21 protein-coding genes and 2 tRNA genes are annotated in these 26,295 nt (G+C 47.8%); 10 read left to right on the top strand and 13 right to left on the bottom strand.

From position 1 onward, the window contains the following. Positions 1-153: 153 nt before the first annotated feature. The 5 genes from WC593_02370 to WC593_02350 form a co-directional block, all read right to left on the bottom strand. Positions 154-1,377, bottom strand: a complete 1,224-nt coding sequence (locus WC593_02370) for a PLP-dependent aminotransferase family protein (protein ID MFA4823981.1) — start codon at positions 1,375-1,377, stop codon at positions 154-156. A gap of 386 nt (positions 1,378-1,763) precedes the next feature. Further along, entirely contained in the window at positions 1,764-2,102 is a 339-nt protein-coding gene (locus WC593_02365; GenBank protein ID MFA4823980.1) for a hypothetical protein, read from the bottom strand. Positions 2,103-3,016: 914 nt separating this feature from the next. After that, positions 3,017-3,090, bottom strand: a tRNA-Thr gene (locus WC593_02360). A 159-nt stretch (positions 3,091-3,249) separates the two neighbouring features. After that, the gene (locus tag WC593_02355) at positions 3,250-3,960 is read right to left on the bottom strand and encodes a sugar phosphate isomerase/epimerase (protein ID MFA4823979.1); all 711 of its coding nucleotides are present in this window, start codon (positions 3,958-3,960) and stop codon (positions 3,250-3,252) included. A gap of 60 nt (positions 3,961-4,020) precedes the next feature. Next, complete coding sequence (locus tag WC593_02350; protein MFA4823978.1) at positions 4,021-5,052, bottom strand: mechanosensitive ion channel family protein; 1,032 nt, start codon at positions 5,050-5,052, stop codon at positions 4,021-4,023. Positions 5,053-5,111: 59 nt separating this feature from the next. Here WC593_02350 and hypD point away from each other — a divergent pair, with 59 nt between their 5' ends. Continuing rightward, a complete protein-coding gene (gene hypD, locus WC593_02345; GenBank protein MFA4823977.1) occupies positions 5,112-6,140 on the top strand; it encodes a hydrogenase formation protein HypD in 1,029 nt (342 codons plus the stop codon). A gap of 81 nt (positions 6,141-6,221) precedes the next feature. On the opposite strand, the gene WC593_02340 is transcribed toward hypD, so the two are convergent. After that, complete coding sequence (locus WC593_02340; protein ID MFA4823976.1) at positions 6,222-7,673, bottom strand: hypothetical protein; 1,452 nt, start codon at positions 7,671-7,673, stop codon at positions 6,222-6,224. A gap of 302 nt (positions 7,674-7,975) precedes the next feature. Between WC593_02340 and WC593_02335 the strand changes: the two genes are divergently transcribed. Further along, positions 7,976-8,047: transfer RNA gene (locus WC593_02335), tRNA-Arg, on the top strand. Positions 8,048-8,349: 302 nt separating this feature from the next. Beyond that, positions 8,350-9,207: a hypothetical protein gene (locus WC593_02330; protein MFA4823975.1), complete on the top strand. Its 858-nt coding sequence runs from the start codon at positions 8,350-8,352 to the stop codon at positions 9,205-9,207. 870 nt (positions 9,208-10,077) lie between these two features. Here WC593_02330 and WC593_02325 read toward each other — a convergent pair. Genes WC593_02325 through hxlB form a run of 3 tightly spaced genes read right to left on the bottom strand, consistent with a single transcriptional unit; the run spans position 10,078 to position 12,833 of the window. Next, the gene (locus tag WC593_02325; GenBank protein ID MFA4823974.1) at positions 10,078-11,115 is read right to left on the bottom strand and encodes a M42 family metallopeptidase; all 1,038 of its coding nucleotides are present in this window, start codon (positions 11,113-11,115) and stop codon (positions 10,078-10,080) included. Between the two features lies 1 nt (position 11,116). Then, positions 11,117-12,223: a pyridoxal phosphate-dependent aminotransferase gene (locus WC593_02320; protein MFA4823973.1), complete on the bottom strand. Its 1,107-nt coding sequence runs from the start codon at positions 12,221-12,223 to the stop codon at positions 11,117-11,119. A gap of 10 nt (positions 12,224-12,233) precedes the next feature. Next, the gene (hxlB, locus tag WC593_02315; GenBank protein MFA4823972.1) at positions 12,234-12,833 is read right to left on the bottom strand and encodes a 6-phospho-3-hexuloisomerase; all 600 of its coding nucleotides are present in this window, start codon (positions 12,831-12,833) and stop codon (positions 12,234-12,236) included. Between the two features lie 166 nt (positions 12,834-12,999). On the opposite strand from hxlB, the gene WC593_02310 reads away from it, so the two are divergent. Further along, on the top strand, positions 13,000-13,779 hold the full coding sequence (locus tag WC593_02310; protein MFA4823971.1) for a site-specific DNA-methyltransferase: 780 nt from the start codon (positions 13,000-13,002) through the stop codon (positions 13,777-13,779). 27 nt (positions 13,780-13,806) lie between these two features. Here WC593_02310 and WC593_02305 read toward each other — a convergent pair whose 3' ends face one another. After that, the gene (locus WC593_02305) at positions 13,807-15,309 is read right to left on the bottom strand and encodes an MBL fold metallo-hydrolase (protein MFA4823970.1); all 1,503 of its coding nucleotides are present in this window, start codon (positions 15,307-15,309) and stop codon (positions 13,807-13,809) included. A gap of 108 nt (positions 15,310-15,417) precedes the next feature. Next, positions 15,418-16,524: a PEGA domain-containing protein gene (locus WC593_02300; protein MFA4823969.1), complete on the bottom strand. Its 1,107-nt coding sequence runs from the start codon at positions 16,522-16,524 to the stop codon at positions 15,418-15,420. 145 nt (positions 16,525-16,669) lie between these two features. Here WC593_02300 and acsB point away from each other — a divergent pair, with 145 nt between their 5' ends. From acsB to WC593_02270, 6 genes are read left to right on the top strand one after another with little or no spacing between them, the layout of a single operon-like run. Further along, entirely contained in the window at positions 16,670-18,700 is a 2,031-nt protein-coding gene (gene acsB, locus WC593_02295; GenBank protein MFA4823968.1) for an acetyl-CoA decarbonylase/synthase complex subunit alpha/beta, read from the top strand. Positions 18,701-18,707: 7 nt separating this feature from the next. After that, positions 18,708-19,664, top strand: a complete 957-nt coding sequence (locus WC593_02290; protein MFA4823967.1) for an acetyl-CoA decarbonylase/synthase complex subunit delta — start codon at positions 18,708-18,710, stop codon at positions 19,662-19,664. 1 nt (position 19,665) lies between these two features. Then, on the top strand, positions 19,666-21,000 hold the full coding sequence (gene acsC / locus WC593_02285; GenBank protein MFA4823966.1) for an acetyl-CoA decarbonylase/synthase complex subunit gamma: 1,335 nt from the start codon (positions 19,666-19,668) through the stop codon (positions 20,998-21,000). Beyond that, positions 21,001-22,902 (top strand): ASKHA domain-containing protein, encoded by a 1,902-nt coding sequence (locus WC593_02280; protein ID MFA4823965.1) that lies wholly within the window; start codon positions 21,001-21,003, stop codon positions 22,900-22,902. Positions 22,903-22,907: 5 nt separating this feature from the next. Beyond that, positions 22,908-23,942, top strand: coding sequence for a hypothetical protein (locus WC593_02275; GenBank protein MFA4823964.1), 1,035 nt, complete (start codon positions 22,908-22,910; stop codon positions 23,940-23,942). A 22-nt stretch (positions 23,943-23,964) separates the two neighbouring features. After that, entirely contained in the window at positions 23,965-24,723 is a 759-nt protein-coding gene (locus WC593_02270; protein ID MFA4823963.1) for an AAA family ATPase, read from the top strand. A 26-nt stretch (positions 24,724-24,749) separates the two neighbouring features. Here the strand turns inward: WC593_02270 and WC593_02265 are convergent, their stop codons facing one another. Together WC593_02265 and WC593_02260 are read right to left on the bottom strand one after the other, a co-directional pair. Then, positions 24,750-25,292 carry an arginine decarboxylase, pyruvoyl-dependent gene (locus WC593_02265; protein ID MFA4823962.1) on the bottom strand — a complete coding sequence of 181 codons (543 nt, stop codon included), beginning with the start codon at positions 25,290-25,292 and terminating at the stop codon, positions 24,750-24,752. 172 nt (positions 25,293-25,464) lie between these two features. Further along, on the bottom strand, positions 25,465-26,160 hold the full coding sequence (locus WC593_02260; GenBank protein MFA4823961.1) for an HAD family hydrolase: 696 nt from the start codon (positions 26,158-26,160) through the stop codon (positions 25,465-25,467). Positions 26,161-26,295: the final 135 nt, after the last annotated feature.

Genomic DNA, 26,295 nt, shown 5'->3' with positions numbered 1-26,295 from the left:
TTTGGTTTTTCACGCGGCAGTTCTTAGACTTATAAGTTTTATAAAGGCGGCATATACCCTTTCTGGTACTATTATATGTACAGCAGGGATTTATGAATCCTGTTTTTATACTAGTGATAAAGAGATGAAAAACTTTGGAGAAACTTAAAAAAATTATTCCCCGCATTGTTTTTTTATCACGAGTGCCAGCCGCTTTATTCCCGTAATAATCTTCGGGTCTGTGGAATTGGAGAAATTGAGCCGCATGGTATCCTTTCCGCCACCATCAATATAAAAAGGAGTTCCTGGCAAAACAGCAACATGATCTTTTAAGGCAGCAGCAAAAACATCCAGGGAGGAAATGCCATCCGGTAAGGTAATCCAGACGAACATTCCACCCGTTGGCCGCGTATAGGTAACAGAATCCGGAAATGTATCTGCCATTACGTCAAGCATGCATTCACACTGATTTTTATATGCGTTCTGGATTTTGGCGATGTGAGTATCGATAGTTTCCTGTTGCAGGTACTCAAAGGCAATCCTTTGTGAGAGATAATTGGAATGCAAATCCGAAGCCTGCTTTGCAATCACAATCTGTTCCATAATTTCCCGGGGTGCAACGATCCATCCCAGTCGCATGCCCGGGGCAAGGATTTTTGAAAACGAACCGGTGATAATGGTCTGTTCCGGTAAAAACTTCCGGAGGGAGGGAAGAGATTTGCCGGAGAAATTCAGTTCGCCATAGGCATCATCTTCAATATACAAGGTATCGGTTTTTTCAAGGATCCCTGCGACTTCCTTACGCTGTTTCTCCGAGTAGGTAATGCCCGATGGGTTCTGGGAATTCGGAACCCCATAGAACAACCGGATGTCATGATGCCGGCAGGCATCATGGAGCATAGATGGATCCGGCCCCTCATCTGACAGGTTTATTGGGTGAAAGACGGGCTCATAAAGAGAGAATGCCTGAATTGCTCCAAGATATCCGGGTCGTTCTATGGCGATATGATCCCCGGTATCGATAAAAACCTTGCCGATAAGATCAAGGCATTGTTGAGAGCCATTCGTAATCAATATCTCATCGGAATGTATCGATAATCCCAGCCGTTTTTTATATCGTTCAGCGATAAACCGGCGAAGGGGCAGGTATCCTTCCGTTGTGGAATATTGCAATACTGATCTTCCGTCATCGGCAAGAACCCGTGCAGAAGCCCGTGCAATTCCTTCAACATCAATGAGTGCAGGATTCGGAAGACCCCCGGCAAAGGAAATGATGTCAGGATTTTCAGTAACCTTGAGTATCTCCCGGATAAAGGATTTGGGAGTTTTTGCCATCCTTGGTGCAAATGTGTACTGCTTATTTGCAGTACGGGTATGTGGTGCAAAGGGAGGTTTCATTAATCGCCTGATAACAGAATATTTGTCAAAAAAATGATAGGATGTACTTATTTTTAAAGAATAGTATGCCATTTTGACATCGTAATCAAAGAAGAATTTACAGAATGAAAAAATGACAAAAAATGCAAGTTAAAATGCATTTTTAAAGGAATGATAATAGACAAGTGGGAAAAAACATTTTTTTGACATAAGTTTGAATTAATTCCTAAAAAATGCCTTTAATATTTTCACGACATGGAATCTGATCATTTATGGGTTAGAAAATAACAGGTAAAAGTAAAAATTGGGATTAAACGAGCAATTACTCATGTATTTATCTGACGGGGTTACTTTCCACTTCTGACTCATTAAAAAATGACGAACTTGTATTTTAGAGAGATTTGTTTTCACAGTTCATCGGATACAAATACTTCAGGTTCCATAAAGCAGAGCACGGCTGCTATTCCCAGCAACAGAATAGCCGGAGAATAAAGGTAGAGTAGGTTTAGAGTCCCGGCAATGGGAACTGACAGGGTGATCCAGACTGCGGATGAGAGCAGCATCCATCCGGCAAATCTCGTCTGTTTTTTTGAGATTGCCGCACCCCCCATACCAAGACTTGAGAATAATGCAGCCTGGACTCCCGACAACATCATATCACTGGATGTGGCAGTAAGGATCACAAAAAAAGCAACTGCGAGTCCCAAAATTGCGCCGGCGAGTCCGATAATGAACGGCCTTTTCATACACTTACCGTCAATGTAATTGTGGATAAATGTTGCCGTTACCGATTTGACCCGCTGCAAACAGACGCAATAATTCACGCAGCGCATGCGCTCTATCGTGGAAGAAAACGACGGAACTTCATTTTATAAAATCGTTCAAATATTCAGATTTAAGGTAATCCGGTGGTTTTTTGAAGGATTGCGCATTTTGTAAATTAACAGACATATAATTCGTTTTTGGTCGAAGGGGGCGATAATTTAAGAACAAAAGTCATGGTTTACCCCAATTCTATGCTTGAAAATGGTGTTGCGACCAAAATCTTTATTAATTCCCAAATTAACAAAAAATATAACCCTTTCCGGTAGGAGGTGAAAATCCACATGGCAGCAGCAAAGAAGGCAGCGGCAAAGAAGCCGGAAGCGAAGAAATCAGCAGCAAAGAAGGCAGCTCCAAAGAAGAAATAATGCCGTAATCTTAACACTTTTTTTGTAATGTTTTTCTAAAGAAAAAGAATGCTATACCGCATTTCTCCGTTGTCAAAGACGAATTCGTGGAGCGGAAATGGTAATTATTCCCTGGCATTAATACAACTTGATACAGCAGGATCGTGCAGATGAACAACTGTTTAAAGGATCTCCGATATCGAACATTAAATGGTAATGGGGGGAACGGGGCAATGATAAAAGAAATATTGTACAAAATTATCCTGCCAATAACAAAAAGGGAATCTGACGATTCATAACGAGGATTCTTACCGCTGCGATGATCGAGAAGTATAGCAACGGGCGGATATGTTCCATGAAGGATAATATGTGTTGAAACGCAACAAAATCAATTGCAACAGGAATCCCGTAATGTTATTGCAATAAGTTATTGCAATAATTTCAGTATTTTTATGGAAAGGAAGTTCGGAACAGTAATACTTAAAACAAGAAGCCTATGCCGAGATTTGAACTCGGGACTTCCTCCTTACCAAGGAGGCACACTGCCGGGCTGTGTCACATAGGCATAATTTATTGAGGATATAACCAGTTGCGCAATCGCTTTCCAAGGAGACGAATTGCCTAACAACGTTGTAAGTCATCCCTATAAAACATTGCGGAAAGAAAAGAGGAAAACCAGAATATTTCCCGTTGCTCTTTGAGGCAACACCCTATCATCAGCAGTTCAGAGCGCATGAATATGATCAATACTCCGTAGTACTCCATCGTAGGTTGAAACTTCAATAATAGGAACAATCGGAGTCTTTCTTATCGCACTCATCACATCCTTAAAATTGATACTACCTGCCCCAACAGCATCATGCGAATCCTCTTTTCCCCTGTTATCATGCAGATGATAGTGTCCCGCCGGATACCGGAGGAATTCTGACAGGCACTTGTTCTGGTGTGCATGACCCACATCAAGAGCAAGGGTAGTATTACCGATAAGCGGAAGTTCGCCGGGTGTTTTTAACAGGAAATATTCCCAATTGCCCATATTCTCGATAAAAAATTGAACCGAATATTCCTGTGACAAGTGGTTGAGATCGTTAAGAGAACGCTTCATCTGCTGTTCGGCTTTATCGCGTTCCTCAGCCCATGCAAAATACCCCGGGTGAATAACAAGTGGCGCATTCACTTCTGCTGCTATTACAAAACATTCTTTCATTACCTCAATACTCGCACGGCGGATTGGTTCAAGCAGGCTGGCAATATTTGTCCCCCTGCACGGGGTATGGATGGAAAAACGTGTGGAACAGGAATGAAGAGGTTCGGCAGATTTTAAGAAATGCAGTCCTTCATCCAATACTTCAATATAATTGGTAATACGAGAGAGTTTGTCAAGTGCATCCGGAAGCGGGATTTCGTGAAGGCAGAATGTGGATACACCAAACATGAATGAGTGATATGCCAAACGACACTAATAAAGATGCACATCGTTTAAAAAAATCAGGAGTTATTTTTTTAACCGGATTTCCATCTGCGGGAAAGGGATCTCGATACCTTCTGCTGCAAAGCGTTCCGCAATTTGAATATTGATGGCATCTTTTACTTCATCGGGAAGATTATATTTCCGTGCCCATACGTAGAGGATAAACTTCAGACTGGAGTCCTGGAACTCTAAGAAGAAAGCTTTTGGCGCAGGTTCTTCGAGAAGATATTCGGTTTGTTTGATAGTATTTTGTGCAATATCCAGCAAAATCTCTTTTACTTTCTTTGGATCGCTTCCATAGGCCACAGAAACCGGGAGGGTAATCCTGAGTTTTTGATCCGGCTCTGCATAATTTACGATAACATTGGTTGTAATTTTGTTATTCGGGATTGTCACGATCTGGTAATCCAGTGTTTTTAAACGGGTACTTCTCGGCCCGATACTGAGCACATCACCATAATACTGGTCTACTTTTATCCGGTCACCAATTTTGAACGGTTTGTCAACGGTTATAATCGCCCCGCCAAAGAAATTGGAGATAATATCCTGGGCTGCCAGCGCAACAGCCAGCCCGGCGATACCGGCACCTGCAAGGAACGGTGTGATATTTACATTAAAGACAGACAGGATCGCCATCAATGCGGCAAACCAGATCACGTATTTGCTGATAAGGACAAGTAGTTCCACCAGTCGGTCATCCCAGTCACCCTTTGATAATGAGGCAAGCTTGTGACCATAGATCATCATGATATCATGGATGAACGAAGCCAGGATCCATGCCGCGATGACAATATAAAAGGCGGTCACGTAACGGGGATCGAGGATCCACTGCAGGTTTTCCGGAAGAATACCGAAATGACTGATAGCAAAATAAGCTGCAATAACAACAATTGCAACCTGTACCGGAGTGCCTATAGCAGCAATGATAATGTCGTCCAGCTGGGTTTCTGTTTCATCAGCCCGGGCTTTGAGCCACCCGACAATGGATCGTGCACCGAGAGCAATCAGTATCCCGAAGATTATCATTCCTGCTGCATACATGTAATTGATATCCACAATGCCACACTCCTTGTACGTAGTCTTATGTGACCAAAGGTAAATAATTATGAGATTACATGGCTACGGGGACTGATATTGCCAAAACGCTTGCTGAATTAGTAGACCGGGATATGACCTTTATGCATATCTGCGGTACGCACGAAGCATCCATAGCACGATCCGGCCTGCGCAGTATCCTGCCCGAACAATTAAAAATTGTTATGGGGCCCGGGTGCCCGGTCTGTATTACTCCCCAGGGTGAAATTGATGCCGCACTCGATCTCGTGGAGAAGGATTGCATCATCGCGACCTACGGCGATCTGCTCCGGGTCCCGGGATCGAAAGGCTCGCTGGAATCCTGCGGAGGGGATGTACGCGTGGTGCAGGGAGTACACAAGGCGGTAGAAATCGCCGGGAAGACCGATAAGGAAGTAGTCTTTATCTCTGTCGGCTTCGAAACAACGGCTCCTACGGTTGCAGCAACCATTCTTACCAGACCCCCGAAAAATTTTTCCATCCTTTCCTGTCATCGCATCGTCCCTCCTGCGATGAAATGGCTGCTGGAACAGGGTGAAGCGAAACTTCACGGGTTCATGCTTCCCGGCCATGTCTGCACCATCATGGGATATGAGGAGTATGAACAGTTCCCTGTGCCCCAGGTGGTTGCGGGATTTGAGCCGGAAGATATCCTTCTCGGACTGGTCATGCTGGTAAAACAGGTAAAAGAAGGAACTCACCGGGTTGACAATGCATATCCCCGTGCGGTTTCACGCGAAGGGAATATGAAAGCCAAGAAAGTGATGTATGAAGTGTTTGAAACTGCCGATGTCGAATGGCGCGGATTCCCGGTCATTCCCGGCTCCGGCCTCCGGCTGAAAAAAGAATTCGAACAGTACGATGCACAGAAGAAATTCAATATTGTCTTCAAGCACATAAGCAAGCACTCCGCATGTGTCTGCGACAAGGTACTGCGGGGAATTGCCACTCCCGAAGACTGTAAGCTTTACGGCAAGGTCTGCACCCCGAGAAACCCGGTCGGTCCCTGCATGGTCAGTCATGAAGGGGCCTGTAAGATCTGGCACATGTACCATAAAAAAAAGGTCTGAATATCCTCAATCATCCTTGCATATGGAAAAAAGTAGTGCTGGAATAATTAATATTTGGATGGGAAAACACGCTAACCGGTATCACTTTTTACCAAAGCTCTTAAGAATCTCCTTTACATTGGTGGTTACTTTCTCCAGTTTGTTATTAGCTGCGTGAATATCCACCTCTTTAATGGCATCAACCACCTTTATAGTCGCATCATCTAGTCCTTCTTCAGCGGCATGCATACCCACCCAATAAAGTGCCCCCACGACGTTTAAAGTCGCATCCTCCATTCCTTTATCCGCGGCGTGGACGCCAACCGTATTCAGGGCAAGAGCCACCTGTATGGTCATATCCTCCAGTTTCTTATCCGCAGCGTGGATGCCAATATCCCCTAAAGCCCCAGACACATGCACGGTCGCCCTCTCCAGTCCATTATTCACGGCATAGGTACTTACTTCATCGAGGAGCCCGGGCACCACCAAAACCGTCAGCTCCATTCCCCGGTCTATGGCATGGATACTAATATCCTTAATGGCCCGAACTGCCTCTATGGTCCCCATCTCAAGTCCCGATAATGCAGCATGGATTCCAACGTAACGAAGTGCCTGTGGCATAAGAATGGTTGCTCTTTCAAATTTCTTATCCGCGGCATGGATACCAATTTTTCTTAAGGTCATAGCTACCCGCTGAGCTGAATCCACCAGTCCTAAATCATCATCTACCGGTCCCAGATCCGCAACCTGATCCCCCAATTTTTCAAGAACCATCATTATTTCTATGACAGTCCCTTCATCGTCATTCCTGAGCGTAACCACAGCGGAGCGTTCAATATGATTGCAGAAATGGTCAACGATAGAATATCTATGAAGATTATCAGATGAACGAAGGAGTTCAATTACCCGTTCCTCCAATTGATTCAGACCCGCCCGGGTTGTCGTTATATCAAACCGATTAATCGATGCGTGGACGACATCGAAAACGGGCTGCATCATATCAGCAGCCCCTTCCGTCAGCTGAATGTTGCCGATATTAATATCGGCCACCAGCATCTTCACTACTGCATCAGAACGGAGAAGATTGATTGTGTTATACATGTAGAGGAACAATGTGAGAAACGTGTAGGCACCGAGAATAAAGATCAATGAGACAAGGGACTGATCATCCGGACTGGCTACTTCTTTGAGCGCAAAAAATCCTATTAAAATTGACTCGATATATATGACGAGAAGAAACCACATGTCCGGGTTCTTCTTCATCACGTCGACAACCCGGGGGGTATATGAGCCCGCGGTCATCTGGATTGCGATGAGTGTTAAAGTGATAACAAGGGAGACTATGGCTGCTTGTGCCTGGACCATCGCGCTTAAAAAATACAGGGCGTTATTGATGTCCGTTGGAACGACTTGGAACCAATTAAGTATTAAAATCCCGAAAATTGCCACGATAGCAAAAAGATCGACATATTGCCCGAACCGATATAACCAAAGAGAAATCCAAGGGTCATCATTCAACTCTGATATTATTGAGGGAATATCGTCGAACTTCATTCCCCGTGTCTCCAGGTCTGCATCTTAACATGTAATGTATAATTCCCGATTCATAAATTGTTTGAACTGATTTTCTCCGACAATACTACCTCTTGGTGTGTAATGCGCGTCGTTTAGAAAAAAAGGAGGACACGATCTTCATTGCTCATATTTACTCTACCTTCATTCTACGGTCTCTGCAAATGTTTTTCTGCTCGACTCACCTCTTTGATATGGCAATGTCCAGTGTCATGGATTCCATCAATCCGGAATCGGAATCTAACCTAAATTAACGGGTAAGCAGTGGACAATTTTGACCATCAGCCTCGGTAGGGTAGCGGACATCCTAGAAGCCTCCGGAGCTTTTGACCCGGGTTCAAGTCCCGGCCGAGGCGTGTTTCTTTTCACGTCTAAATCTTTTCTCAAAATAGCATCTTCAGAATATTTTATCATTAATCTGACTAGTGGAAAAGGAAAACAAAACGTATGGATAAAAGTGGTGAAAATCACTCAACAATTTAAGAAGTCTCTGACCACTCGTACCTTAATCAACACCCTGCTTGGGAACACATGAGAGGAACGGGTGTACGATGTTTTTCTACATCACAGTCCGCCGCATTTTTCCCATGTTCGCGGGCTGCAAGACAACAAGCGAAAGATAAACAACCATTTAACCCGCTATACCCGACACTGATCTATGGATCGGAAAGAACACGTCCATATCATCAGTGCCGGTGAGAAAATCTCCATTGCCTATCCGGCAATGTTCCGTGAACTCCCGGCGATCTCCCGGACCATTGTTTTTACCGACAGCATCATCCATGAAGGATCTCCGGACCCGGTGATAGAGAAACACCGGTTCGCGGTACGGAATGCAGTTTCGGCAGTGCAGGAGATCTCTGCGTCGCTCTCGATACCCTTCGCCCGGGAGATGATCTATCCGCCGGCCTATACTTCTGTCCGGTCAGCGCTTGCGAAGATCCGGCGGGAGTACCCGGATGCACGGTACACGTTCGATCTCTCCGGCGGGTCAAAAGAACTCTGCCTGGCGCTCTTTGCCTTTGTTCCCTGGCTTGGCGGGGTGGTCTATTCTTCCTTTGATGAAAAAATCACACGCAGGGTCCCGCTGCCGGACCGTACCATTAGTACCCTGCTTTCCAATCCTAATTACCAGACAATCCTTGCTATACTCCTCCGGTACAGGGAGGACAAAAAGGGAGCGACACCAATTCCGTGGGTGTCCCGGCAGTACCTGTACCAACAGCTCTGGCCGTACTATATCCCGTCCCGGACAAAGAAGGCAAAACCCGGTGATCCCTCCAAGCCGGTAATACAATACAAGCGGGGTCGCAAGCCGGCCGCAGAATTATCCCATGCCACCTTCTCCGGGTTTATCGGCACCCTCCGCGATGCAGGGCTCATTGAGGAGGAATACTCTCCGGATAGCCGGAAAGAGAAAACCTACCGGATTACTGAAGCTGGGGAATTGGCTTTCCGGTTCTTTTCCGATCCGGCCACAAACTCACTGGTCAGAAGCATGGTGGAGAGTTCCTGAGCAGGATTCGGTATCACTTTTTTGTACGTTTTTGGTGCACATTTTCACAGCAGAATTTTCTTTTTTTTTTTCAATTTTTTTTGCCAGACCCTGCTTGAAAAATTTTGCTCTGTAGAAAACCTTTTTTTCACGTAATATATTGCCCCCCTCTTGCGCCACCAGTCCCCCGTTGGGGGACGGGCGCAGTGCGATAGCCCGAGTAAGGTTACAGGTAATACGTTGTCATCGCAATGGGGGGTGCCCCAGTGGCGGGGGCGAAGCCCCCGAGAACGTCAGAGTTTTCTCAATGATTTCTACAAAGCAAAAAATTTCAATCGCGTGCATGAGGTGTTAGTTGATGAGGCTACAATCGGATAATTATCCTACAATCGGTATGTACATGCTACAAAATTTTTGTTTCTCCGGCGTGATGGTCCGGAAAATGCAATCAAGGGTCGATTGAAAAAAAATGAGCGGGGGGTGAGGGGGTGATTGAAATTTTTTTGCCGGAGTTCGATTGCGATTTTTTCTGTGCGAAACGCGAACCGGGTTTTGTACTATGCACTTACCGGTGAATGATCCAAATGGGTTCATAATTAAATTATCAGAATCGTTTGAAATGATAAATCGTAATGAGAATTCCCCGCCTCATGGCATCTTCGAGGCACGGCGGGGCAATGAGGGGTCAACAGTTTATTCATTAAAACCGCCGCGGGGGCGTCCCTTCGGGGGCGGCGGCGTTCATCGCAGTTGTAAAAAGGATACATCTCCATTTTTTCCGAATAATATGATTTTCAGGGGAAATAATCAGGAAATTTTCTTAACGCTGCCGGGGTCATAGGCAAATGCCCGTGAACAAAAAGATTTCAAAAAAAAAATGAAGAACAAAAATTATAATACCGGCTTCTTCTTCAGAGCCGCTACCAGTATTTTCACACCGGCTTCGATATCATTGCAGTCCAGCACTTCTACCGGTGAATGGATGTACCGGGATGGGATACTCATCGTTGTACTCGGGATGCCCCCCTTGGTCAGGTGAATTGCCGTTGCGTCTGTAGTCCCGCCGCTGCCGACTTCCATCTGCACGGGAATTGAGTTTGAATCCGCTGCTTCCTTGAGCCATTTGACCACTTTGCGGTTCGCAATAAGCCCCCTTCCGCTGCTGTCAACGATGGTGATGACCGGACCTTTGCCCATTAAAACGGGTGCATCTTTCATCTCAATGCCCGGGTGATCGCCAGGGATGGTGACATCGGTTGCGATGGCACAATCGGGATCGAGTGCGTACGCACTGGTCCGTGCGCCTTTCAGGCCAACTTCTTCCTGGACTGTGAAGACGCCAAAGATGGTAAGTGGGGAATCAACCTCTTTCAAGGTTTTTATCAGCATCGCAACACCGGCCCGGTTGTCAAAGGCTTTTCCGGTAACCCGGGAATTGGCAAGTTCACAGAACTCCCTGTCAATTGTTACAGGAGTACCGACTTCGACACCGAGATAGTCGACCTCATCGGGATTTGTGGCACCAATATCAATGAAGAGATCATCGACTTTTACCCCTTTCTTGCGCTCTTCATCATCCATCATATGCGGGGGTTTACCGCCAATGACACCAATAACGGGACCGTTTGCCCCATGCAGGATCACCCGCTGGTTGTAGAGCGTCGGCCCGTACCAGCCGCCAAGAGCAACGAACCGGATGAAGCCTTTCTCTTCGACATACTTCACCATAAGGCCGATCTCGTCCATGTGGGCAGCAAGCATCACCTTGAACTTGTTGCCGTGCTTAATCGCAATCAGGTTGCCCATGGGATCTTCACGGATTTCATCGACATGACCCTTAAGCTCTTTTTTGATGACCGCATAGACATTGCCTTCACTGCCCGAGACACCGTGGGCATTGGATAATTTACGTAACAGTTCTTTGACCATGTTAATCACACATTACCTTTTGAATCCTATCAAGGGCACGCTTCAGGTTATCCCGCGAGGTAGCATAACTCATACGGGCATATTCGGGTGCATTGACACCGAACGCAGCGCCCGGGACAATCACTACCCCGGCATCAATAATTTTCTGGGTGAGCGCAGGTTTCATCGGTACGAACGCATAGAATGCACCTTCAGGGAGCGGGAAGTCCAGCCCCAGTGCAGACAAACCTTTACAGAAAAGATCCCGCCGCGCCCGGTATTCATCCCGCATAACCGTAACGGGATGCTGGTCACCTTCGTATGCTGCAACTGCCGCATACTGGGAGATGGAAGTCGCGCAGGCCTGGCAGTACTGGTGGACTTTGATGCACTGGCCGATGATGTCAGGAGATGCGGCAAGATAACCGAGACGCCAGCCGGTCATCGCATAGGTCTTGCTGGTCGCGTTGACCGTAACTACATTATCGCCGAACTGGCCGGCACTCCAGTGCTTTTTACCATAGATGAAATGTTCATACACTTCGTCAGAAATGATGGTTACACCGGCATCATCTGCATACTCAACTAAGGCTTTGATGGACTCTTTGCTCTCAACTGCCCCCGTTGGATTTGCCGGGGAATTTATCACAAACAGTTTTGCCCCATCCATCAGTTCCTTTGCCTTCTCCACATCGATATGCAAATCATGGGTGAGGGGAACACTGACCGGAGTGGCACCAGCAAGGATTGCAAGGGATGCATAAGAAACAAAACCCGGATCCGGGCAGAGAACAATGTCGCCGTTGCCGGCCATTGCCTGCATCACAATATGGAGCGCTTCGCTTGCACCGGCCGTGACAATGATCTGGTCCGAAGGGCAGGTGAGCCGGTTCTCATGTTTGAATTTTTCACTGATTGCGTGGCGGAGCTCGGGGATGCCGTTGTTGCCGGTATACCCGGTCTTTCCTTCCTGTATGGCCCTGATGGCAGCATCCTTGATGTGCTGGGGGGTATCAAAGTCCGGCTGCCCGAGCCCGAGATTGATGGAGTCGGGACCTGCTGCCTCGAACAGGCGGCGGATGCCCGAGATCTCGATATCTTTTACCCGGTCTGCAAATTTCATGCTCATCACTCCCGTGTTATTCAATATTCGTATGCCGGTTCTTGAGAGCACTTTCATCGGTCTTTGTGATCTCCATCAGGAGTGAGACGACGGCATCTGCAAAGATCATGGAAGCAGTCTCAAAGAGCGTGCCTAAAGGAGCGAAGGATTTGTGCTCCCCCATCATCTGCCGTATCTCAAACTCGACCGCATCATCCTCAACCGTATCCCGGTGATGCTCGATGATTACAATGCAGTCAGCGATCTTGCCGATACGCGAATCTGCATTCGATGAGATGAGGCATATCCGTCCTCCAATCTCTTTTGCCGTTTCTGCGAGATCCGCAACCGTCTTGGTCCTGCCAGAACCAGAGAAAATGACCATCAGGTCTCCCTTGTTCAGGGCAGGAGTTATTGTCTCTCCGACAACATATGCCTGGAGCCCGAGATGCATGAGGCGCATGGCAAAGGCTTTGGCAACAAGTCCGGACCGCCCGGCCCCGATCACATAAATGCGCTTTGCGTTCAAAAGTTCAGTAATGAACTTCCCCACATCTTCATCAGAAATGGTATTAGCAATTGTGCGGATCTTTGATGCCATCAGCCGCATCATTTCCTGTACCCTGTGGCTCTCCATTACGTTTCCCACACAAGATGTTATTGCATAGTAGATGAGAATTTCGCAAAAGATGGTATCAAGGCGTTTTTCAGAGTTTTGACAAAACGATGACAGGTTCTCCCGGCATAGTTTAACAGCAGATAAGTGCCAATAATTCCTGTATACTACCTGGTGACGATTCGAAATGCTCCCCTATTTTTCGCACGATACATTCAGTCTGTACCATGCTGACTGCAACGAGTATCTTGCAACACTGCCTGACAATTCTGTAGATCTTATCTTTGCCGATCCTCCCTATAACCTTTCAAACGGGGGATTTACCTGCCAGAACGGGAAAAGAGTCCCGGTTCACAAAGGAGCATGGGATGTAAGTTCCGGTATTGAGGAAGATTTCAATTTTCATAACGCATGGATAACGAGCTGCCGCCGGGTTCTCAAAGATCAAGGTTCAATCTGGATATCCGGGACATACCATTCCATCTATGCCTGCGGTTATGCACTCCAGCGTACCGGTTTTCACCTCCTCAATGATATCAGCTGGTTCAAACCCAATGCGCCACCAAACCTGAGCGGCCGGTATTTTACCGCTAGTCATGAGACCCTGATCTGGGCACGTAAAAGCAGGGATGCAAAACATACGTTCAACTATGACATAATCAAGAACGGCAGCTGGAAAGAAGATGTAATGAAACGACCGGAACGCCAGATGCGATCGGTCTGGAGTATTCCCTCACCAAGGGGTAATGAAAAGAAAAGGGGAAAGCATCCGACACAAAAACCTGTTGCCCTTTTAAAACGGATTATCCTGTCCAGTTCAAAGGAAGGAGATCTGGTGCTCGATCCTTTCTGTGGCAGCGGCACTACCGGCATCGTTGCACACCAGTATAAAAGGAGATTTATTGGTCTGGATGTCGACAAACAATATCTTGATCTGGCACGGGACAGGTTTCTGGATACAGAGTAATTGATTGATTCCGTGTGCAGATCCGTTTTATGGAATGTATCGTTCGATCTGACCCGTCATCGCGAGTTTTCCCGCATCAAAAACCGATACTGCCCCATGCCCTCCGCAGATCAGGCATCGTCTGCCGGAAGAGGCAAGATGGGCATCTGTTTCCTGCACCAGTTCAAGGAGTCCTTTTCGCTCTTTCTTTGCGCTGTCACTGTCAACGTTGACAGAAGTAACGAGAAAAGCTGCAAGCGAGCTATAATCTGCCCGTTCTTTTGAAAGACTGGAAAAATTGATCAGGCTGTCAGCAGCAAACAACAATCCATGAGTACGTGAATAGAGGAACACCTGGCCGGCAGTATGCCCGCTCAGACCATCCAGTATTTCCAGCTCAATATCACCGATTGATACGGTCCCGATAACAGGGAATATTCCCCTCATGGTTCCGTTCGGGACAGAAAGACATTCGACATTTTTCGGGATAGTGAATTTTGAGAACAGGTTGATCATCTTTGTATAGAATTCATCGAGCGATGCATGATCGCTTCGTGAACCATACGCCCGGTTATTCGTCCGGATGATCTCCAGAGTACTGTTGTGCATGAGTACGGGAGCAGTAAAAAACCCGGCAGCCCCGCAATGGTCCGCATCGGCATGGGTCACAACAATCCGATTGATTTTTTTCAGATCTCCCATGCCATACCGGGAAAACATAGCCATTACATCGTGATGATAAATCCCGTATCCGGTATCAATCATCAGCAGGTTTTCTCCGGATTTGATGAGGAATATATTTCCCCCACAGGGTACCTGGAAGCAGAATAATGTCATTCGATCGTCAACCGGGAATTTCTGGACATCTGCGTAAAAATTCTGTCCGGTTGTTGCTTTCATTGTCTGGCCTGAAGCAAGTACACTTTCAAATACTTTTTTGGGATCGCAACCGCGGTCCATCAGTTCCTGTGCCATATGGTTGGTATCGGCAAGAAACGAGAGTAGGAATATATCTTCGGATTCCCCGATGAGCTCGCGGATTGCCTGGGCGTACCGGACATAAAAAACGGTATCATCCAGTTGTTTTCCGGTAGTATCGTATTCGATGATCTCAATGCGGTACAACGATTTTAACTGGTTAAGCAACCGCTCAACTACGGCACCCTGTTCCAGATTCAGGCTTACCGTGAGACGTTCCGGGTGCCGGCTCTTATCATCAAAATCCAGAAACGAGATATTTGCCCCGACATCGGTAGTTAATCCCAGGAATTCGTACAGTGCACCCGGGCGATGGGGAAGATATACACAGAATTTTAAAAAACTCTGGGGTTTTATGGAACTCTGGAGAAACCCGATCTGCGCAAGATCCCGGGTAATCCGGGAATAGGATTCTTCTGATGCAGTAACCTCGTAAAAGACGGTTCCGGGATCGATGCGGCGGTCAAACTGGATACGGTTGATATTGCCATCATAATGCTTGATAATCTCCGCGGCACGTTGGAGTGATCCGGGGGTATCGGGCATGTGAGCGATAAAAGAGAATTTCTTCACGGATATTCACCGGTTATTTGAGTACAAGTTTTCGTTTATATCGATATAGGTTATGGTGTGGATAACAGGAATTAAAACAAAGGATACGATTCAGAAAAAAATTGGTTTTTACGTCCTTCTCCAGACAAGGACAATTGCACCGGATATGATAAGGCCAATAAGTACGGTGACGGGGGATAGAGGTATTGCTGACGGGGTTTTCTGGAGGATTGGGGATATGGTAATCGGAGTTCCTTCAACGACGGCTACCTGAACGGAAAAGGGGACGTATCCGGGAGTTTTTATTTCTACAAGGTGGTTACCAAAATTCAGATTGCCCAGATCAACAGGTGTTTTTCCCATCATCACCGAATCGAGATATACTGAAGCTCCCGGCGGGGTTGATGCGATGGAGAGTGCCCCTCCATTTGCCGTAATAACCGGAGGATTTTGGGGGGTCGTAGCCACGAGGGGGGCCGGTGTTAAAACAGTTGGACTACCGGGAACCACTGCCACGGTTGTATTTGTTCCGGCCAGAGTATGTTGAGAGACGACGGTCAGAACCATCTGAAGAGAATTTTTCAGCGAGGGATTGCTTATCGTCACAAAATATTGTCCCGGCTTCATGTCAACATGGAAACCATAGTTGAAATATCCGGAAGCACTGACCGGAGAAGAATAGGTGTGAACAATTTTACCGGTACTGTCGGTTACATCAATCCGGACATAAGACACACCCCGCTCTGCTGAGCCTATTATCGATACATAGTCATCTATGGTTGCAGGATTCGGGGAAAGCGTGGCATAAAATTCCGCTTTTTTCAGAACCACTGACGTTGTTGATGAAAATTCTGGACGGGCGAGATCGGCTGCCGTGAAATAATACCGTGCAGTCTGCATTTTTTCAATTCCTTTGATACTCGAGGTATACCATGAAAATCTCCAGGTACCATCCGGGTTCACGTTCACAGGACTTCCCGATCCCGGAGCACCATTGAGATCGTACAGGGGAACACCTTCCGAAGGAAGACCCGGGCCGGTTATCCGGATAAAGGTGATATTGCCTGCAGTGTTTTTCCCATCAAAAATAACCGTGTCGCCAATGTAACTTCCGCCCGATCCCCAATAGGCTATGGTTACGGTCTCATTAGCACCCAGCACCGGCTGGATAATACAAATTGCTGCAACCAGCAGCACAAAAACTGAAAAATACTTGTAAATTCGCAAGACACCCATTTTTTAGCCTCTCATTAAAGAGAATATCATTTAAAAGGGATATATATTTTTGTTATCGTTAGTGGATCATACATTTACCTTTTTTTCCTTATAACGAAACTATATCTGTATAACAGGGAAACGATATATTCGAGGGAATTTGACAATGACCGACGTTGAGTTGGCCAAAAAAAATGGCGACCTGCAATTAAAAACAGCAATAATGAAAATTCAGGGAACATTTTCCTATGAGGATACTGCCTATCACCTCCCCATATCCTACGCACTTACTGGCATACCGGTACATGACAGTAATGCATCGCTGGATGTTTTTTCCCGTACGCAGGATAACTTACTCGTTGCGTCGGAATGCATTCTTGCAAGTAAGACTGCACTTAAGGGTAAAGAAGAGGCGCCCTTCACAGGTTTTATTGGCGATAGTATAATCCGGAAACTCGGGTATTCTCTTGTTGACGGAAGTATCCTTGGCCTTGCCCTGATTGTCGGATCACCCCAAAGTGCCGGTTCTGCTGCAGCCATCTGCCGCGAACTCCAGGAAAAATATATGCTCACGTTCCTTGCCGGCCCGGTCGTACCTTCTTTATCTGCTGCCGGTGTAAAACTGGGTCTTGACTATCGTCTTATCCCCCTCGGTTCAAATGCGTTGTATGGTGTGCACTTTGTTGATATCATTGCACGTGTAGCCATGATGTTTGGTGGGGTTACCCCCGGGGATATACACCGGCTTATCGGGTATGCAACGGAACGTGCGAAGGCCATTGTTATCGTTCTTCCCGGTCTTTCCGATGAAGAAATTGCACTTGTCGATGGTATGAGAGTGCTTGGGTTTCCCATCCTGTCGCTGGGAGAATATTCTGGAGGCGTATGGATTTCTGCAACTCCCCAGGATATTGTCAGCAAAGGCATGGAATTAAAAGGCATTCGTGTCAATGTGACAGCCATCCCCATTCCCATGGGTTGCTCACCCGCCTTTGAAGGAAAAAGTATCCGGAAAGAGGAAATGTATGTAGAGTTTGGTGGAGGCAGATCACCGGCGTTTGAACTGCTGCGGATGAAAAATGCAGATGAGATCACTGACGGGCAGGTAACGGTTATTGGTCCCGAGATCGATTCCCTGAAAGAAGGATCTGCAAACCCGCTCGCAATTATCATTGAAGTTGCCGGCAAAACCATGAAAAAAGATTATGAACCGGTTCTCGAGAGAAGAATTCATAATTTTGTCAATTACGGTGAAGGATCATGGCATGTAGCCCAGCGGGATCTCATCTGGGTCAGGTTATCGAAAGAAGCCGTAGCAAAAGGCGTGAAGATCGAGCATCTCGGCAAACTTCTCGCAAGCAAGTTCCGCATGGATTTTCCCCAGTTGCTGGATGCCGTATCGGTCACGCTCATAACAGATAAGGAAAAAGTACTGGCAGCAAAGAAGGAAGCAGAACGGGTCTATGATGAGCGGGATGCCCGCATCAAGGACATGCGTGATGGCGATGTCAGCACCTATTATTCCTGCACGCTCTGCCAGACATTTGCGCCGAACCATGTCTGCGTGATCACCCCCGAGCGCCCTGCCTTGTGCGGGGCCATCAGCTGGCTGGACGGTAAAATAGCGTTCGAGATATCACCTGCCGGTGCAAACCAGCCAATCGAGAAAGGATCGGTGATCAATGCCCAGAACGGTGAATTTGAGGGGGTCAACCGGTTTGTCAGGAAAGCCAGCCATGGAGAAGTTGACCGGTGCTCGCTCTACAGCGTAATGGAATACCCGATGACCTGTTGCGGGTGTTTTGAATGCATTGCCCTGATGCTTCCGGAGGTAAACGGGATCATGGTGGTGAACCGGGAATTCAAAGGACTGACGCCTTCGGGCATGTCGTTTTCCACCCTTGCCGGTACAATCGGTGGCGGTGCACAGACACCGGGATTTGCAGGAATTTCAAAAGGGTATATCCTGTCAGACCGGTTCTTACAAGGTGAAGGTGGCATCGAACGCCTTGTCTGGATGCCCGCACAACTTAAAGAAGAACTCAAGCCGCGATTGGTGAAAATACTGGCCGATCAGGGCAGGCCGGACTTGTTTGACAAGATCGCTGATGAGACACAAGCAGCAACAATCGAAGATCTCATGGTATATCTTGAAAGTGTAAAACATCCGGCCCTGACCATGAAACCCCTGGTGTGATGCTATCATGGGATTTGATCTGAATTTTGGCTGGAGTGACACGATTACCGAAGTAGTGCTCGGCGCCACAAAAACAGACGGGGGCACCCGGAGAATTTCTTACCGGATTGGAGGGGGAAAAACACTTCCCTTTCTTGAACGGATACCGGGTTCTTCTGCCCCGCTCATCGCCTTTGAGATCTGCGATAATCCCCAGTACTGGTCCCCGATTGTCAGGAACTACTGCGGGGATATAGTAAATGATTGCGGGAAATGGGCATTTACAGCAGATTCTGTCTATGGGGCAGACATGATCCGCCTGTACCTGACCAGCACCCGGCAACGGGATTTTTCCGATATCGCATCCGTAGGAAAAACCGTAGAAACCGTTTTATCCGGCACCAGCCTGCCCCTTATTATTGAGGGAAGCAATGAACCAAAAATTGACAGCGAGGTGTTCCTGAAATGCGGAGAAGCCGGCCAGGGAGAACGCCTCCTTTTGGGAACTGCTGAAGCGGGCAGGTACCGGAGCATTGCTGCTGCTGCCATGGCCTACAACCATTCGGTGATTGCACAGTCCCCTATTGATGTCAATCTGGCAAAACAGCTCAACATCCTGTTAAAGGAGATTGGGGTTTTACGGGACCACATCATTATCGATCCGTACACCGGATCGTTAGGCTACGGTTTTGAGTATTCCTATTCGGCAATGGAGCGAATCCGATTCGCAGCACTGAAAGGCGATGCCGATCTTGCCATGCCGATCATCTGTTCTGCAATCGACACCCTGACGGTAAAGGAAGTCCGTGAAGCAGACCCCGCGATTCAGGACGATATCGCTGTCCAATGGGAATTTACCACCGGACTTGCCGCTGCCGCTGCCGGTTCAGAAATCATCTGCGTGCGGCATCCCCGAACAATTCCCCTGCTCAGGAAAGCGTTCGCCAGCCTTAATGCCGGAAAAACGGCGGCAGGGGAGGTATAATATGGCTCTCAAGGCACTCGACATCTACAAACTCCTGCCCAAGAAAAACTGCAAGGAATGCGGTGACCCTACCTGCCTGACCTTTGCCATGAAACTTGCCGGGGGAAAAGCGGATGTCGACCTCTGCCCTTACCTCGACGATGCTGCCAAATCAGTACTGGGTGCTACAACGCGCCCACCAATCCGGCTGGTAAAACTCGGCATTGGTGAACGATCCTTTGCAGTGGGTGAAGAGTTTGTACTCTATCGTCATGAAAAGACGTTTTACCATCCACCGGGAATCATTTTCAAGATTGCCGACACCCGGGCCCCGGAAGAGATTTCCGCGGTAACAGCGCGTGTACGGGATGAATTTTTTACCCGGGTAGGTGCGGACCTCCGGTTTAACGGAATAGCCATAGAAAATACCAGTGGTTCTGCAGATACGTTTGCCCGGGCTGTCGAAACTGTTGAAAAGACCGCCGACCTGCCCCTTGTACTGATGACGGCCAATCCTGCAGCTCTGTCAGCGGCCCTTACGTATTGCGGAACCTATCGTCCGCTTATTCATGCTGCCACACTGGAAAATCGTAAGGAATTCTGTGCACTGGCAAAACAGCATGGTTGTCCGCTGGTGGTCAAGGGTAAGACAATTGAAGAACTTGCACAGATGACCAAAGATTGTACCGCAGATGGAGTGCAGGACCTTATTCTGGACCTTTCCCCGGAATCGTTACAGGCATTTATTGTCCGTTCTACCGCGATCCGACAACTTGCCATAACCCGGGCAGCTCCCGATCTAGGGTACCCGGTATTTCTCGATGCATCCGTCATGGAACTACCGGATGCAGCTGTTGCACTGGGAATTACAAAATATGCGTCTGTCATTGTTACTTCCCCGCTCTCTTATGCAGCGGCAGAAGCTGCACTGACCCTGCGCCAGAATATATACACCGATCCCCAGAAACCGATCCAGATGAATCCGGGGCTGTACCGTGTAGGCAACCCGGGAAAGGACGCCCCTGTCCTGATGACGGTGAACTTCTCGCTTACGTTCTTCACCCTCCAGGGGTATCTCGAATCCACGCGCTTACCCTGCTTCATGCTGATTGTCGACACAGAAGGACTCTCAGTGCTGACAGCGGTTGCTGCGGGAAAACTGAGTGAGATGCTGGTTAAAGACTCGATAAAGAAATTCGCTGTCGAAGACGAAGTGTCCCACCGAAAACTGATAATCCCGGGATATGCATCACCACTCTCGGGCCGGATCGAAGAGGCAACAGGGTGGAAAGTACTGGTCGGGCCTCGTGACGCTGCCGAAATTGGGGAGTATCTTCACGAGGAGTGGAAACAATAAATGCGAACGGTCACATTCCTCCCCGGGTATCGTAAAACTGAGATCGCCAGGGGCAGTACAATCCTCGATGCTGCCCAGCGGGCCGGACTGAACATCAACGTAGTCTGCGGGGGCCAGGGAAAATGCGGAAAATGTATTGTCTATGTCCAGTCGGGAAAAACCAGCTTTGATGCGCAGAAATACGGGAGGTTTTTAACCGATGATGAGCGTGCACGGGGCGCCTGCCTTGCCTGTGAAACAACAATCGATAGCGATCTGCAGGTGTTCATTCCTGAGAGTACGTTGATCCAGGAACAAAAAATTCTCATTGACGGCCAGGAAACCGCCATTGAATTTCACCCGTCAGTCAGGAAATATTACGTCGAACTCCAGCCCCCTACACTTTCCGATCCATCACCGGACCTTTCCCGGTTGCTCTGGGGCATCCAGAAAAACGGGGGTCCGGTTGCTGAAAAGATGTATGTTCCGTTAGAAGTGCTCCGGGAGATCCCGGCAATCCTGCGCCATTCCGAATGGAAATCCACCGGGACGATCTCTCTCGTTCCGGGAGGATACCGCCTTGTGGACCTGCAGGAAAACGACACATCGAAAAGACTCTATGGTGCAGCAGTTGACCTGGGTTCCACTACAATTGTCGTATACCTCTGGGATCTGGTATCCGGTAAAATAGCCGGAATTGCATCGAATTACAACCGGCAGATCAGTTGTGGCGAGGATATATTAGCCCGGGTGAATTTTGCCCGCAGAAACGGGCTTGCAAAACTCCAGGCACTTGCAACCGAGAGTATCAATGCGGCTATCACCTCTGCATCCAATACCGCGGGAATCGACCGGGAAGATATTTACGAAGTGGTGGTAGCAGGAAATACGGTTATGACCCATATGCTGCTCGGCATCGATCCGGCGTATATGATCGCCGAACCGTATGTTCCGGTAGTGCGCAGGGCACTTTCAGTGGCAACCGGCAGGATTGGTATTGCATGCAACAAAAATGGCGGGCTTTTTGTCTTTCCTGCAGTCAGTGATTTTATTGGCGGGGACATCATCGCAGATATCCTTGCCTGCGGCATGAGCGAGAAAGAAGAGATCTCCCTCCTGATCGATATCGGTACCAATTTTGAAGTTGTACTCGGGAACAACGAGTGGATGTTCTCGTGCGCCGGCGCAGCCGGTCCTGCGCTCGAAGGGGGTGAGGTGCTCTTCGGTATGCGGGCAAACCCGGGTGCGATTGAAAAACTCACCATCGAACCGGGAACCTTAAATCCGGTTTATTCAACAATTAATGGCATAAAACCCCGGGGCATCTGCGGATCCGGGCTTATCGACCTCCTGGCAGAACTTCTCTGTACCTGTATTATCGACCGCACCGGGCGCATCAATACCAGTATTACCAACCCACGGATACGAACCACCGGCCACTTTCCCGAATTTGTCGTTGCGTGGGCAACCGAGACCGATATAGGAAAAGATATCGTTATCACTGAAAATGATATCAAAAACCTGATCATGAGTAAGGCATCAGTGCATGCAGCCTGCCTGACCCTGATGAACCTGGCAGGCATAACCCGTCGTGGAATTACTACCATTTATTTCGCAGGTGCATTCGGCAATTACATCAACAAAAAGAATGCCACGATTATCGGTCTCATACCGGAAATCGGTATCGACCGGATTATTAATATAGGAAACGGGGCGGTGACCGGTGCAAATATCGCACTCATCAACCGGCGAAAAAGAAAAACCCTTGATGAGATTGCCTACCGGATTGCCTATATCGAGCTGAATGCCGAGTCGTCGTTCATGGACGAGTACACCTCCAGCACATTCCTGCCTCATACGGATCTCACCCTTTTTCCCATGGTACAGAAACTGCTGGATACCTGCCGTATTGCAAAGGAGTAAGAACCATGGCAAAAATGATCTCTTCTCCCTGTTCAAAGGCAACCGGTGTCGGTGCCCTCCCCCACAAAGATCCCCGTGAAGCATGCAACGATGTGCTGGAAATATTCCCCTCCTTCCCGTATATCCCGACATTACCCGACCGGGGACAACTGGAGAGCATTGTCTTTAATGATTCAGAACAATTGCCCGGGCGGATAATACGCGATGACCGGCTCCTTTTTGACAGCACAACAGACCAGACCGCTGCAATGGAACAGGTGTATATGGACTATGTTGAGAAAAATTTCGCTCCTTATACCCTGAACAAGGATTATGCCTCGGCATTTTCTGAAATGATGACGCACGATCTCTCCCGGGTCAGCATGTTGAAATACCAGGTCACCGGTCCGGTCACGTTTGGTATGCAGGTAGTAGATGCCAACAAACGTCCGATTTATTATGATGCACAACTCGCCGATGTGCTGGCAAAGATGCTGGCATTGAAAGCCCGCTGGTGCGAAGTCGAGATGCAGAAAAAGACCGGTGTAAAAGAAACCCTGATCGTCCTCAACGAGCCCTATCTTGCGTCCCTTGGATCTTCGGTTGTGCCTGTAGATAAAGAGACGGTGAAGTCCGGCTGGGAAGATATCGCAATGCTTGTTGAAGGCGGATTGGGGATCCATTGCTGTTCAAATACCGATTGGGAATTTGTCCTCGGGCTCAATCCATCTGTTGTATCTATCGATGCCTACGCAACATCGAAGGAATTCCTGCTCTATGCTGACGCAATAACCGGATACATGGAACGGGGAGGAGTAGTTGCATGGGGAATTGTTCCAGCGGATTCACGGATCTTTATAACCGAAACCACCGAATCCCTGTACCGTAAATATCTCGATATCCGAACGCAGCTCTCCACGCGTATGCCCGAACAGCTCTTCGATGAACAGTCACTTATCACGCCGAGTTGCGGGATTCGGTTTGCTGATCGCGCCTCTGCCGGAGATATAATGCAGGCTGCCGCAGAAATTTCTCGTCGTATTCGTTCAAACCTCACCTGATAACCGGAATTAAGGTTTTTTCATGTCAACACATCCCTTCACCATTGTCATTTCCGGTAAAGGCGGAACCGGGAAAACAACCATCAGTTCACTGCTCATCCGCTCTTTCATCGATCTTGGAGAAAAGCCAGTACTTGCCGTTGACGCAGATCCCAATGCAAATCTCCACGAGGCACTGGGAGTTTCGGTCACTGAGACCCTGGGGAGTATGCGCGAGGAAGCGTTTACCCGAAGGATTCCCCCGGGTATGAACCGGCACGATTATGTCCGCTTCAGGTTCCGGCAGGCACTTGTTGAGGCGGAGGGTTTTGATCTCGTTGCAATGGGAAGACCGGAAGGCAGCGGGTGTTACTGTTTCGCAAACGATCTCCTTTCGGAATGCATGACAGAACTGGAGCGGGAATACCGTTTTATTGTTATTGATACTGAAGCGGGCATGGAGCATATCAGCAGGGGAACCATAGGAAAACCCGACATGCTGTTGATTGTAAGTGATCCCGGTGCACGGGGGTTGCGCACGGTCTCACGGATACGGGAGATTGCCACCCAGTTAGGACTTGAACCAGCCAAAATCCATATCGTGTTCAACAAATACAAGTCAGGTGCTGCACCGGTTGATATCGGCAACGAAACTCCGATAGCAATTCTTCCGGATGATCCCGAAGTGGAAGCTGCGGATCTTGCTGCAAAGCCGGTTTCAGAAATCCCGCCGGATAGTCCGGCACGGATTGTTGTGCGGGAACTTGCTAGGAAACTCTGTTTACTCGCGAAAAAAAATTAATCTCTTTAAAAAAAACGTAGAAAAAATCAGAGGAAAACAGCCACGGCAATAGTGGTTGTCCAGAGGCCGTTTTTGTTCCCTTCAGCTGACTGGCAGACGTGTTTTGTCTTGATAATTTTTCCGCTGGCCTTGTAGATCTGTTCGCGTTCCTGCCATGCAAGACTGGCATCAAACTTGATACCGAGGGTGGTTGCCAGCATCGTGGCTGCAAGATCTTCAGCATATTCCCCGGTCTTTTCCTGGGTTTCTCCATATGCGTGATGCTCTGAGAGATACCCGTAATCTTCAACTTCCTTTGGGAGGGCAAGACCGATAGCTGACGATACCAGGCGATTCGGTTCGTTTGTATCATTCCTTGCCATAACGCAGAACGTGATTCCCCCCGGGAGGAGCTGGTTTAACCCGTCAGATTTGCAGATCTGCTTGCAGTTGGGAGGAAAAATACTTGAAACGTACACTAAATTGCATTTCTCTATCCCGGCCCTTCGTAATGCCAGCTCAAATGAGGCAAGACGGTCCTTATGGACACCTACACCTTTGGTGAAAAAAATCTGGGTCGGAACAAACATATTTTTTAAATAATATCTGTTTCCTTTTTAAGTTTTGGTCATTTGGGCAATATATAAAATAAAAATAAGAGGTATTCCGTTAAAAAAAATGACCGCGCCCTGCTGGTTGATGAAAAATCGGGAAAATCGAGAGCCCATCCATACGGTATGTCTGTAATGTAATACCCTCAAATTACGAAAGCCCGGCCAGGATGCCGGGTAACTCATCCATCGCGTCAATCGTAAAATCAGCATTAAACTCACTTCGATCATCAGAAAATCGGTCACCATACCGGGCATAGACCGAACGTATGCCCAGTTTCCTGCACGGTTCGATATCTCTGCGGGGACTGTCTCCCACTAAAAGTACCTCGTGAGTTCTGGCTTTCATCATGTCAAGTGCAACAAGGAAAGGATCAGGCGCGGGTTTCTTTACACCAACCATATCATAGGTTACCATCCCGCAAAAAAACGGGAGAAGTCCTGCTTTTTCCAGACGAAGTGTGGCATCTTTTGCGCATGCATCAGTCACAATCCCCATAGGATAGCCGAGTTCCTTGAGAATTTCAAGAGTTTCCATTACACCGGAATAGGGTGTAATGTGATGGAGTTTTTCAGTTTCGTATATCCGGCATACATCCTTGAAAATTCCATCCGGAGAGAGTGAGCGATCACTCATATAATCAAGAATGTTTTCATGGGATTCGAATCCCCGGACCGGGCGCAGGAAATACTCAAAGAGTTCATCACCATCATCAGTTCCAAGAAATCTTGTGACAGCGTGGCAGGACGTGATCTGTGCTCCGACAAGATCAAAAAGGGTATTATCCATGTCGAAAAGAAGAGTGGTAATTCCATTGTTTTTCCCGGTCTTGGGGTTTATCATCATCTCAATAGTTTGGTTGCTCAATGCATAGGATTTTTGATCCGGGCAAATTCCGGGTCAAAGATTTAACCCCAAAGACGGCAAATAGAAAATATTGCTTTGTAGAAATCATTGAGAAAACTCTGACGTTCATGGGGG

This window comes from Methanoregula sp. (assembly GCA_041645435.1).
Taxonomy (GTDB): domain Archaea; phylum Halobacteriota; class Methanomicrobia; order Methanomicrobiales; family Methanospirillaceae; genus Methanoregula.
Note: the sequence above shows the minus strand (reverse complement) of the source record. Positions and strands in the feature narration are given on the sequence as shown.

Excerpts from the sequence above, each read along its gene's own strand:
- WC593_02300 (MFA4823969.1), bottom strand. The coding sequence starts at position 16,524 with ATGGGTGTCTTGCGAATTTACAAGTATTTTTCAGTTTTTGTGCTGCTG.
- WC593_02275 (MFA4823964.1), top strand. The coding sequence starts at position 22,908 with ATGGCAAAAATGATCTCTTCTCCCTGTTCAAAGGCAACCGGTGTCGGT.
- WC593_02370 (MFA4823981.1), bottom strand. The coding sequence starts at position 1,377 with ATGAAACCTCCCTTTGCACCACATACCCGTACTGCAAATAAGCAGTAC.
- WC593_02355 (MFA4823979.1), bottom strand. The coding sequence starts at position 3,960 with ATGTTTGGTGTATCCACATTCTGCCTTCACGAAATCCCGCTTCCGGAT.
- WC593_02265 (MFA4823962.1), bottom strand. The coding sequence starts at position 25,292 with ATGTTTGTTCCGACCCAGATTTTTTTCACCAAAGGTGTAGGTGTCCAT.
- hxlB (MFA4823972.1), bottom strand. The coding sequence starts at position 12,833 with ATGGAGAGCCACAGGGTACAGGAAATGATGCGGCTGATGGCATCAAAG.
- WC593_02320 (MFA4823973.1), bottom strand. The coding sequence starts at position 12,223 with ATGAGCATGAAATTTGCAGACCGGGTAAAAGATATCGAGATCTCGGGC.
- WC593_02325 (MFA4823974.1), bottom strand. The coding sequence starts at position 11,115 with ATGGTCAAAGAACTGTTACGTAAATTATCCAATGCCCACGGTGTCTCG.
- WC593_02310 (MFA4823971.1), top strand. The coding sequence starts at position 13,000 with ATGCTCCCCTATTTTTCGCACGATACATTCAGTCTGTACCATGCTGAC.
- WC593_02270 (MFA4823963.1), top strand. The coding sequence starts at position 23,965 with ATGTCAACACATCCCTTCACCATTGTCATTTCCGGTAAAGGCGGAACC.
- WC593_02340 (MFA4823976.1), bottom strand. The coding sequence starts at position 7,673 with ATGAAGTTCGACGATATTCCCTCAATAATATCAGAGTTGAATGATGAC.
- acsC (MFA4823966.1), top strand. The coding sequence starts at position 19,666 with ATGGCTCTCAAGGCACTCGACATCTACAAACTCCTGCCCAAGAAAAAC.
- WC593_02330 (MFA4823975.1), top strand. The coding sequence starts at position 8,350 with ATGGATCGGAAAGAACACGTCCATATCATCAGTGCCGGTGAGAAAATC.
- WC593_02290 (MFA4823967.1), top strand. The coding sequence starts at position 18,708 with ATGGGATTTGATCTGAATTTTGGCTGGAGTGACACGATTACCGAAGTA.
- WC593_02260 (MFA4823961.1), bottom strand. The coding sequence starts at position 26,160 with ATGATGATAAACCCCAAGACCGGGAAAAACAATGGAATTACCACTCTT.
- WC593_02365 (MFA4823980.1), bottom strand. The coding sequence starts at position 2,102 with ATGAAAAGGCCGTTCATTATCGGACTCGCCGGCGCAATTTTGGGACTC.
- hypD (MFA4823977.1), top strand. The coding sequence starts at position 5,112 with ATGGCTACGGGGACTGATATTGCCAAAACGCTTGCTGAATTAGTAGAC.
- acsB (MFA4823968.1), top strand. The coding sequence starts at position 16,670 with ATGACCGACGTTGAGTTGGCCAAAAAAAATGGCGACCTGCAATTAAAA.
- WC593_02280 (MFA4823965.1), top strand. The coding sequence starts at position 21,001 with ATGCGAACGGTCACATTCCTCCCCGGGTATCGTAAAACTGAGATCGCC.